This window comes from Streptomyces sp. NPDC053076 (genome assembly GCF_044546845.1).
Taxonomy (GTDB): Bacteria; Actinomycetota; Actinomycetes; order Streptomycetales; family Streptomycetaceae; genus Streptomyces.
On record NZ_JBITZL010000008.1, the window covers coordinates 422563 to 432142 of the forward strand.

8 protein-coding genes and 1 pseudogene are annotated in these 9580 nt (G+C 72.8%); 4 read left to right on the top strand and 5 right to left on the bottom strand.

Annotated features, from left to right (window positions below):
- Window positions 1-390: 390 nt before the first annotated feature.
- Entirely contained in the window at window positions 391-2331 is a 1941-nt protein-coding gene (locus tag ACIGYR_RS30475) for an RICIN domain-containing protein (RefSeq protein ID WP_399604878.1), read from the bottom strand.
- A gap of 370 nt (window positions 2332-2701) precedes the next feature.
- On the opposite strand from ACIGYR_RS30475, the gene galU reads away from it, so the two are divergent.
- Entirely contained in the window at window positions 2702-3748 is a 1047-nt protein-coding gene (gene galU, locus ACIGYR_RS30480; protein WP_399604876.1) for a UTP--glucose-1-phosphate uridylyltransferase GalU, read from the top strand.
- A gap of 58 nt (window positions 3749-3806) precedes the next feature.
- Window positions 3807-3983, top strand: a complete 177-nt coding sequence (locus ACIGYR_RS30485; protein ID WP_391843279.1) for a cold-shock protein — start codon at window positions 3807-3809, stop codon at window positions 3981-3983.
- A gap of 76 nt (window positions 3984-4059) precedes the next feature.
- Here ACIGYR_RS30485 and ACIGYR_RS30490 read toward each other — a convergent pair whose 3' ends face one another.
- A complete protein-coding gene (locus ACIGYR_RS30490) occupies window positions 4060-4521 on the bottom strand; it encodes a DUF4442 domain-containing protein (RefSeq protein ID WP_399604874.1) in 462 nt (153 codons plus the stop codon).
- A gap of 62 nt (window positions 4522-4583) precedes the next feature.
- Here ACIGYR_RS30490 and ACIGYR_RS30495 point away from each other — a divergent pair, with 62 nt between their 5' ends.
- A complete protein-coding gene (locus ACIGYR_RS30495; RefSeq protein WP_399604872.1) occupies window positions 4584-5672 on the top strand; it encodes a hypothetical protein in 1089 nt (362 codons plus the stop codon).
- A 55-nt stretch (window positions 5673-5727) separates the two neighbouring features.
- On the opposite strand, the gene ACIGYR_RS30500 is transcribed toward ACIGYR_RS30495, so the two are convergent.
- The 3 genes and pseudogenes from ACIGYR_RS30500 to ACIGYR_RS30510 all read right to left on the bottom strand — a co-directional run.
- Window positions 5728-6573 (bottom strand): spermidine synthase, encoded by an 846-nt coding sequence (locus ACIGYR_RS30500; protein WP_399604870.1) that lies wholly within the window; start codon window positions 6571-6573, stop codon window positions 5728-5730.
- Window positions 6574-6746: 173 nt separating this feature from the next.
- Complete coding sequence (tuf, locus tag ACIGYR_RS30505; RefSeq protein ID WP_399604868.1) at window positions 6747-7916, bottom strand: elongation factor Tu; 1170 nt, start codon at window positions 7914-7916, stop codon at window positions 6747-6749.
- A gap of 258 nt (window positions 7917-8174) precedes the next feature.
- Window positions 8175-8584: pseudogene (locus ACIGYR_RS30510) on the bottom strand (DNA alkylation repair protein); the annotation flags it as partial.
- Window positions 8585-8615: 31 nt separating this feature from the next.
- Here ACIGYR_RS30510 and ACIGYR_RS30515 point away from each other — a divergent pair.
- Entirely contained in the window at window positions 8616-9383 is a 768-nt protein-coding gene (locus ACIGYR_RS30515; RefSeq protein WP_399604866.1) for a TVP38/TMEM64 family protein, read from the top strand.
- The last annotated feature ends 197 nt before the right edge of the window (window positions 9384-9580 follow it).

The window sequence follows — 9580 nt, forward strand, 5'->3', positions numbered from 1 at the left end:
CAGGACCGTACGGCCACGTGCGCCACACCGGCACAAGCCCGTCAAACCATGCGCCCGCGTCACCCGGGACTCACCTCGCGTCATACGGCGGGACATCCGGCCGCAGTCTGTAAATTCCCCGTCCCGACGGTCCGGTGGCTCGAAGCGGGCCGACGGGAAACGGACAGGACGGCGCGAGGACGTTCCCCCTCACCGTACGAGCGGGGTCACTGGGCACGGAGTGCCCCCAGATCACGGCAGCCGAGCCCCACCCGCACGGCGACCGAGCACCACCCGCACGGTGACCGAGCCCCACCCGCACGGCAGCCCAACCCGGCCCGCACGGCGACCGAGCACCGCAGGTACGTCAGCCCAACCCGGCCCGCACGGCGACCGAGCACCGCAGGTACGTCAGCCCGGCAGCAGCGCCCGCACGTCAGCCGACCCGGCACGGCTGACACCGGCGCCCGCGCTGGATCCGGCGCTGGTGCCGGATCCGGTGCCAGTGCCTCCGCCGCCGCTGGTGTCAGCGCCCGAACCGGCGCCCTTACCGCCGCGGACGCCGGTACCAGCACCCTTGCCGCCGGAGAGGTGAGCGCCCGTACCAGCGCCCTTGCCGCCGCCGGTGTGCACGCCCGCGCCGGGTCCCACCGGCGCCACCGGGCCCAGCGCCCACCGCTGCTTGCGCGATCCGTCGCGCTTCGCGACGCCGACCCCCTTGCCGGAACGACCCGAACGGCCCGAACCCGGTGTCAGGGCCAGACCGTGGTGCCAGCGGAGCAGGACCTCACCACGCACCGTGAAGTCGTACGACACCTCACCGGCGGGAACGACACAGCCGGCCAGCGCGACGCGCCCCGCCCCCGGGTCGGCGGCGAGACAGAGGGCAGGGTCGGCGGCGCTGCGCAGCAGACCGTCGTCCCGGTACGACCACTGCTGTGATGCGGCCGTGGAGCACGGCGCGAGCCGGACGCCCGCGCCCGCCACGACCCGGTCCCCGCGCACGTCGAGGCAGAGCCCGGAGGCGAGGCCACGCAGGGTGCCGTGGGCGACCTCGACGGGCGCGCCGACGGGGGCCGCGGAGGGGGAGCCGGCGGAGTGGGTGCCGGCGCCGTCCGGTCTCGTGGTGCCTGCGGCGGGCGCGCCCCATGTGGCGCCCGGGACGGGGACAGCGTTGTCATCGGACCAGCTCCTGGCCACGAGGACGGTGGCGAGCAGCACCAGGGAGGTGAGTCCGACCCCGAAGGCGACGGCGACGGCGACGCGGTGACGGCGCTCCGGCCCGAACCCGCGACGGTGCTCCGGCCCGGTGCCATGAGGGTGGTCCGGTCCGTAACCGCGACGGCGCTCCGGCCCGGTGCCATGTCGGTGCTCCCGTACGGCGCCGGGACGGGGCTCCGGTCCGGCGCCACGACGGTGCTCGGGTCCGGTGCGGTGCCGGCCGCCGGAGGCGGAGGACGCGGCCGGCGTGGACGACGCGACCGACGAGGAGGGCGCAGACGGCCACTCTTCCTGAGCGCCGCGGCCGGGCCGGGAGTCGAGGTAGCGGCGGGCACCCCAGCCGAGCACGGTATCGGCGAGCAGAAGGGGCAGGCCGCCGTCGAAGTGGCCCAGTTGTTCGGCGGCATACCGGCAGTGGGGGCAGACCGCCAGATGTCGGCGTACATCCGGCAGCAGGGTGCCGCCGCGGCGGATGGGGACGTCGAGGAGCCGGTTGTAGAAGCGGCATTCCTGGGACGGCGCGAGTTCCCGGTGGGCGCGGACACAACCGGCGCGGAATTGTTCGCGCGCCTGCGCCAGGGCGGTCGTCGCGGTGGCCGCTTCGACGCCCAGCAGACCGGCCGGCATGTTTATGGGTTCGGCTTCGACCTCGGCATGCCAGAGAAGGCATTGCGAAGCGCCGGGAAGGGCACGGAATGCGCGGGCTGCGAGCTGCCTGCTTTCCGGTGTCCCGGGCTTTGTCGCGCGCAGCCCGCGACCGCCGGTGGTTTTGCGCAATTCCGGCAGGGTGACGCAGGCCGCGTCGTCCGCGGCCCAGGCGCGGACGGTGTCCCGGACGGCGACCAGCAGTTGGGGACGCAGGGCCCCGCCGATCACCCCGCCCGCCGTCCGGGCGAGCACCTGGTGGAACGCCGCGGTGGCGACCAGTTGGGCGCTGGGACCGGCGGCGGCCAGGCAGACCACGGCATAGTCGCGGGTGGCTCGCCAGTGCCGGGCGAGCAGCAGCGCGACGGCGTGATGACGGTCGCCGTCCGGGCCGTTCAGCCGGGCGACGAGGGTGCGGTCGGACTCTCCGGCCGGACCGGGCACGGAGGGCGGATAGGGCGGGCGTGGGGGGTAAGGGGACTGCACGGAAACATTTCCTTTCCAGCCGCAGGACCGCATGCGCAAGGGCGTCCTGTCGGAAAACAGTGCCTGATTGGTGCATACCTAAAGGGCCGGCTCGACGTGGCGTCCGCCTTTGCCCTCCCGCGGGGAGGCTCACCTTGGCACAGTCGGCTCACGGGAAACAAGAAGCGGGAATGACCCCGTCGACAAAGTCCGGCAATTGCACGGCGGTTACCGGCGGTATCCCCGGACCGGAGTTCCTTCCGACGCCCAACTCCCCTGTGGCAAAGGACGGGTGGCGCACAAAATCTCCGCCTTCCCGGCACGTTCGACCGGCTCGCGCACAGCCTCTTCCCATGATTCTCCGGGGCTGCTCTCAGTCGCGTGCCCCAGCATGGGCCGCATGATCGTCCCCCAGCCCGCGGCAAACCCCGCCTCACCCACGACCGTTCGCAAGGCGGTCGTGCCGGCCGCCGGTCTCGGCACCCGGTTCCTGCCCGCCACCAAGGCCACGCCGAAGGAGATGCTGCCGGTCGTCGACAAGCCGGCCATCCAGTACGTCGTCGAGGAGGCCGCCGCGGCCGGCCTGGACGACGTCCTGATGGTCACCGGCCGGCACAAGCGGGCCATCGAGGACCACTTCGACCACGCCCTGGAACTGGAGCAGGCGCTGGCGGCGAAGGGCGACACCGTGCGCCTGGACGCCGTTCGCGATACGGCGCGGCTCGCCGACATCCACCACATCCGCCAGGGCGAGCCGCTCGGCCTCGGCCATGCCGTGCTGTGCGCCAGGCAGCACGTGGGGAACCAGCCCTTCGCGGTTCTCCTCGGCGACGATCTGATCGATCCGCGCGAGACGCTGCTGAGCCGCATGCTGGAGGTCCGGGACCGGTACGCGGGCAGCGTGGTCGCGCTGATGGAGGTCGACCCGGCGCAGACGCACCTCTACGGCTGTGCGGCGGTGGAGCCGATGGACGGGGGCGACGTGGTCCGGGTGACCGGCCTGGTGGAGAAGCCGGCTCCCGGGACCGCTCCGAGCCGGTACGCGGTCATCGGCCGCTACGTCCTCGAACCGGCCGTCTTCGACGTCCTGGAGCGCACGCCGCCGGGCCGCGGCGGCGAGATACAGCTGACCGACGCCCTGCAGGAGCTGGCGGCGGGCGGCACGGTGCACGGGGTGGTCTTCTCGGGCCTGCGTTACGACACCGGAGACAAGGCCGACTATCTGCGCACGGTGGTCCGCCTGGCCTGCGCCCGTCCGGACCTCGGCCCCCAGTTCACCCACTGGCTCAAGGAGTTCGTGGCGGACCTGCCGGCCACGGCCGAGCCGCAGGGCCACCCCCGGCCGGTACGGGGCGGCACCGCCGGAGCGCCGCCGACATCCGGTCAAACCGTGGCCGACGCACCGGTGCACCCTTTCTCACCCGGGGACGTTGCGTGATGCTCTGCTCACCGGGGGAGAGCACTGGCCGCACGACCAACCCACGAAGGGAAAGACGATGCCTCTCGGAAGGATCGCCGTCTACAACGACGCGGACGGCGTGGGCATCATCACCGACGAGCACGGACAGACGCGCCCCTTCTCCGGCATGGAGACGCAGACCACCCGTGAGGGTCAGCGGGTCGCCTTCGAGGTGGTCGGCGCGAAGGCCACCAACGTCATCGTCGTTCGATGAACCGGCAGCGCCCCGCCCCCGTCGGTCGAACCGAGGCATCGGGGACGGGGCGCCGGGCCGTTCAGCCGCTCGCGGCTCACTGCCCCTGGTCGGCCGGCCGGAGCGTCCACAGGACACTCATCTCGCCCGTCACGGCGCCGTCCGCGCGCCGGATCTCGATCGACACCGGGAACTCGGGGCGCTGCCCCGCGTCCAGTTCCGCGACGACCTCGGCGGCCGGGCGGCCCAGTGTCGCGGTCGCGGTGACGGCACCCATCGCCAGCTTCTTGTAGGCGATCTCGGCCCGCACGGCGAGCGGTACGGCGCGCGAGAGCTGGTTGCCGAAGGCAGCCAGCACGATGGCGCCGCTGGCCGACTCCCCGAGCGTGAACATCGCGCCGGCGTGCGGGCCGCCCACGTGGTTGTGGTAGTCGCTCTGGTCCGGCAGCGACACCACGGCCTTCTCGGGCGTGGTCTCCACGAACTCCAGGTTCAGCGTCCGGGCCATGGGCACGGTGGCGGCGAGCATCTCGCCGATCGACATCTGGTCTGCGGTCATGACCGGCATGTTACTCACGAGTAGCCCGACCTGGCCAGTGATGCCCACTAGGGTTACTGGCCATGTGGCCAGATCAGCAGCCGCCAGGGGGCGCGCAGAACCCGCAACACGACCCGCAGCAGAACCCGTACCAGCAGCCGGGTCACCAGCAGCCGAACCCGTACCAGCAGCCCGGATACCAGCCGTATCCGCAGGCCGGCCAGTACGGACAGCAGGCGCAGGACGGCCAGTACGCGCAGCAGCAGGGGGGCCCGTACGGACCGCAGCAGGCGGGCCCGTACGGACCGCAGTGGGGGCAGCCCTCCGCGCCCGCTCCCCAGCCCCCGCAGGGCGGCGGCCGGACGAAGCTGATCGCCGTCATCGCGGCCACGGCTGTCGTGGTCACCGCCGCGGTGACCGGCTTTCTGGTGCTGGGTGGCTCCAAGGACGACGAGGCGGACAACGGCAAGGACAAGAAGCACACGAGCCCGGCGCCGACGGCCACCTCGTCCTCCGCCTCGCCCACCTCGTCCGCGACCGACAACCCGCGCGCCAACGAGACGGCGAAGCCGACCGTCGCGGGCTGGAAGGTCGTGGTCAACCCCAAGTACGGCACGGCCTTCGACGTACCCCCCGACTGGGAGGTGGAGCGGCCCGGCATCTTCAGCTTCTTCGAGGACAAGGAGAAGGGCGACGGTTCGGCCTACATCGGCTTCTCCGGGCCCTCGTTCCTGAAGCCGGCCTACTGCACCTCCGAGGAGAACGGCACGAAGGAGTCGCACGCGCTCGCGGGCAGCGGCACGAAGGGTGAGAACGGCGCCAAGGACACCGCCGGCATCGCCCGTGGCGACTCGGCCACCTTCGCGTTCGGCGGTTACACCGACCAGTCCGAGGCCGCCAAGAAGTACCTGCGGATCGGCAAGGCGAAGTCCTTCACGACGGCGTCGGGACTCAAGGGCAGCGTCGCCACGTCGTACGTCGTCGGCGTGCCGAAGAAGAACAAGTGCGACACCGACGGCAAGGCCATCACGTTCGCCTTCAAGAACTCCACCGGCAGTTTCGTGTCGTGGTCGCTCTACGGCGCCAAGGGCGTCAAGGACGAACTGTCCGACGCCACCATCGACAAGATCCTCCGCACGGTACGGCTGCACGGCGACCCGACAGTGGAGTGATCCGGGCCCGGTCCCGTACGGGCTCCGCGGGCCGGGACCGAGAGCGCCGGCCCCGTCAGCCGATACCGAAAGCCCCGTCGGGGGGCTCGGGTGAGGGTACGGCGTCGGCGTCCTCGACCGGCCGTGCCGCCCCGATGAACTCGCCTACCGCCGCGCCGTGTTCGACCCGCGCCGGAAAGGCGTCCGCCGCGGTGCGCCGGGCCAGCGCGGCGATGTCGAGGGGCCGGTGCGAGGCCGCCACCACCGCGTTGCCGAACCGCCGCCCGCGCAGCACCGCCGGTTCCGCGATCAGCGCCACCTCTTCGAACACCGCCGCCAGCGTGGCCAGTTGCGAGCGCAGAAAACCGAACGGCGCCGCGTCGGCGAGGTTGGCCAGGTAGACCCCGCCCGGCCGCAGCACCCGCTCGGCGGTCCGGACGTAGGCCAGCGTGGTGAGGTGGGCGGGCACCCGGGACCCGCCGAACACGTCGGCGATCAATACATCGGCGAAGTCGTCCGGCGCCGCCTCCAGCCACGCCCGGGCGTCGGCCGCGTGCAGCGCGATGCCCGAGCCCGCCGGCAACGGCAGCTGCTCGGTGACCAGCTCCAGCAGCCCCCGGTCCGCCTCGACGACGTCCTGCCGGGAGCCGGGCCGGGTGGCGGCCGTGTACCGGGGCAGCGTCAGCGCACCCCCGCCGAGGTGCACGACGTCGAGCGGCCGTCCGGCCTCGCCCACGGTGTCGAGCGCGTACCCCAGCCGCCGCGCGTACTCGAACTCCAGATGGGCGGGCTCGTCCAGGTCCACGTACGACTGCGGCGCCCCGTCGACCGTGAGCAGCCAGGCCCGCTCACGGTCGACGTCCGGCATCAGCTTGGCGGTGCCGTGGTCGGTGGCGCGGGTGACGGGTATCGATGCGTTCACCCGTCCATTGTGGGCTGGCCCCACCGATCACCGCGCCGCCGACCGTCCACAGCGGGCGGACACTCCGGCCGATACACCACCCGTCCCTCACGGGCAGACACTCTGGCCGATACACCACCCGTCCCTCACGGGCGGACACTCCGGCCGATACACCACCCGTCCCTCACGGGCGGTCAGGCCACCGCGATGACGCTCCCCGCCCCGACGGTCCGCCCACCCTCGCGGATGGCGAAGCCGAGCCCCGGCTCCAACGGCACCTCCCGTCCCAGTTCGACGGTCATCTCCACCGTCTCGCCGGGCCGGGCGACAGCCGCCTCGCCGAGGTCGACGGAGCCGACCACGTCCGCCGTGCGGATGTAGAACTGCGGCCGGTACCCGGTGACCACCGGTGTCGTGCGACCCCCCTCGCGCCCGGACAGCACGTACACCCGGGCCGTGAAACGACGGCTCGGCACCACGCTTCCCGGGGCGGCGACCACGTGCCCGCGCCGTACGGCGTCCCGCGGCACCCCCCGCAGCAGCAGCGCCACACTGTCCCCGGCCTGCGCCTCCGTCATCGGCCTGCCGAAGGTCTCCAGCCCGGTGACCACGGTCTCGGCATCCGCGCCGAGCACCGACACCCGGTCCCCCACGCGGAGCGTCCCCCGCTCCACCGCACCCGTGACCACCGTCCCCCGGCCGGTGATGGTCAGCACGTTCTCGACCGGCAGCAGGAACGGCGCGTCCAGATACCGCTCCGGCATCGGCACGTACGTGTCCACCGCGTCGAGCAGCGCCTCGATGGACGCCGTCCAGCGCGGGTCGCCCTCCAGGGCCTTCAGTCCGGAGACGCGTACGACCGGCACGGCGTCGCCCGGGTACCCCTGGACGGTGAGCAGGTCACGGACCTCCAGCTCCACCAGGTCGGTCAGCTCCTGGTCCCCGGCGTCGGCCTTGTTCAGCGCGACGACGATGTGGTCGACGCCCACCTGCCGGGCGAGCAGGACGTGTTCGGCGGTCTGCGGCATGATCCCGTCGAGCGCGGAGACGACGAGGACGGCTCCGTCGAGCTGCGCGGCTCCGGTGACCATGTTCTTGACGTAGTCGGCGTGGCCCGGCATGTCGACATGGGCGTAGTGCCGGGTGTCGGTCTCGTACTCGACGTGCGCGATGTTGATGGTGATGCCGCGGGCGGCCTCCTCCGGGGCGCGGTCGATCCGGTCGAACGGCACGAAGGTGCCGGTGCCGCGCTCGGCGAGGACCTTGGTGATGGCGGCGGTCAGGGTGGTCTTGCCGTGGTCGACATGACCGATGGTGCCGATGTTCAGATGCGGCTTGGTGCGCGTGTAGGCGGTCTTGGACATGGCTCTGCCTCGAAGCCTCTCCGGTCGTACGGGAATGCGGGACCCCGGGGCTCGCCGACCCTCCCCCTGCGGGGTCCGCCGGACGATCCGGAGAGGGTCAGCTTCGGGCGCCGTCGACAGCGGCCACGGCAAACGGGACGGCAGCCTTCGGGGCGTCCGCGACCGCGGATGCTGTGAGAAGGAAGGCGTACCGGAACATGCCTTCGATCATCGCCGACGGTTTGTCCGGCGTCGAATGGTTTTCACCGGCGTGCGGGTTCAGGCGCCGATGTTCTTCAGCGCCTCCCGGAGGCTCAGCGTGGCGAACCTGCCGCGCTCGCGTCCCACGAAGGCCCGTACCGCCTCGGGGTCGGTCTTGGCGTACTCGCGCAACGCCCAGCCGATGGCCTTGCGGATGAAGAAGCCGGGGTGCCCGGACTGGAGCAGGCAGTGCGCGAACAGCCGGTCGGCGTCGGTGCGTTCCTGTGGCTGAGCTGGTGGAGCAGGGCCGTACGCACCACCCACAGGCCGCCGGCGGTGATCCAGGCGTCCATCGCGGCGGCCCGCCGAGGGCCGGACGCGGACCGGTACGCCGCCGTCATCCGTTCCAGCACGATGTCGGCGCTGTCACTGCGCGGCACCTGCGGCTGGGCCGCACCTGTGACGGTCGTGAAACGAACCCTACGGCGATCACACACATGTGTCGGCTACTGTCACCGGATGCTCGATGCCAACCGCTCTGGCACGGCCACGGCCGCTCCCCCGGCCACCGCCACGGAGTTCGTCGTCCCCGTGCCGCCGGTGCGCCGTGCGGGACCGGCCGCCCGTTGCACCCGCGTGCTGCTGTCCCCGTACGCCCGGCTGTCGCTGCTGCTCGCGCTGCTCGCCGGCGCCGCCGCCTGCGTGCTGCTGTTCGAGCCGCAGCGGCTGCTGACGCACGGCTGGCCGCCTCAGCTCGGCGGGGCCGCGGCGGCCGGGGTGTTCACGGTGGCGTACGGGCTGTGCACCGTGGCCTTCGTACCGCGCCCCTTGCTGAACCTGGCCGCGGGCGCGCTGTTCGGCTCGCAGCTGGGGCTGGCGACGGCGCTCGCGGGCACCGTGCTCGGTGCCGGGGTGGCGTTCGGGCTCGGCCGGCTGCTTGGGCAGGAGGCATTGCGCCCGCTGCTGCGGGGCCGCTGGCTGACGGCGGTGGACGGGCAGTTCAGCCGGCACGGGTTCCGGTCGATGCTGGCCGTCCGGCTCTTCCCCGGGGTGCCGTTCTGGGCGGCGAACTACTGCGCGGCCGTCTCCCGCATGGGCTGGCTGCCCTTCCTACTAGCCACGGGGCTCGGCTCGATCCCGAACACGGCCGCCTACGCGGTGGCCGGCGCCCGTGCCTCGGCGCCGACCTCCCCCGCCTTCCTGATCGCGATGGCCTGCATCGCCGTACCGGCCCTGGCGGGCACGGTGGTGGCCTGGCGCAAGCGGCACCGGCTGCGCGGCCGGTGACCCGTCGCCCTCTCGGCCGAGCGGAACCTTCCGATGCGGCCGGGCGGCGTCGCCGTTGCCGGCGCTCTGCCCGGGGCGGCCGGCCCGCGGGGGCGCGCGGGCCGGGCCCCCCCGGGCAGACCCCATCCCGGATCATGGCGGTGGCGAGTCCACCGGCCCCGCACAAAGGCTTCCGGGGGGTGCGGGCGCCGCGGTCG

What these genes read in the sequence shown, in the direction of transcription:
- galU (WP_399604876.1), top strand. Translation starts at nt 2,702, where the DNA reads ATGGGCCGCATGATCGTCCCCCAGCCCGCGGCAAACCCCGCCTCACCC.
- ACIGYR_RS30485 (WP_391843279.1), top strand. Translation starts at nt 3,807, where the DNA reads ATGCCTCTCGGAAGGATCGCCGTCTACAACGACGCGGACGGCGTGGGC.
- ACIGYR_RS30490 (WP_399604874.1), bottom strand. Translation starts at nt 4,521, where the DNA reads ATGACCGCAGACCAGATGTCGATCGGCGAGATGCTCGCCGCCACCGTG.
- ACIGYR_RS30495 (WP_399604872.1), top strand. Translation starts at nt 4,584, where the DNA reads ATGTGGCCAGATCAGCAGCCGCCAGGGGGCGCGCAGAACCCGCAACAC.
- tuf (WP_399604868.1), bottom strand. Translation starts at nt 7,916, where the DNA reads ATGTCCAAGACCGCCTACACGCGCACCAAGCCGCATCTGAACATCGGC.
- ACIGYR_RS30515 (WP_399604866.1), top strand. Translation starts at nt 8,616, where the DNA reads ATGCTCGATGCCAACCGCTCTGGCACGGCCACGGCCGCTCCCCCGGCC.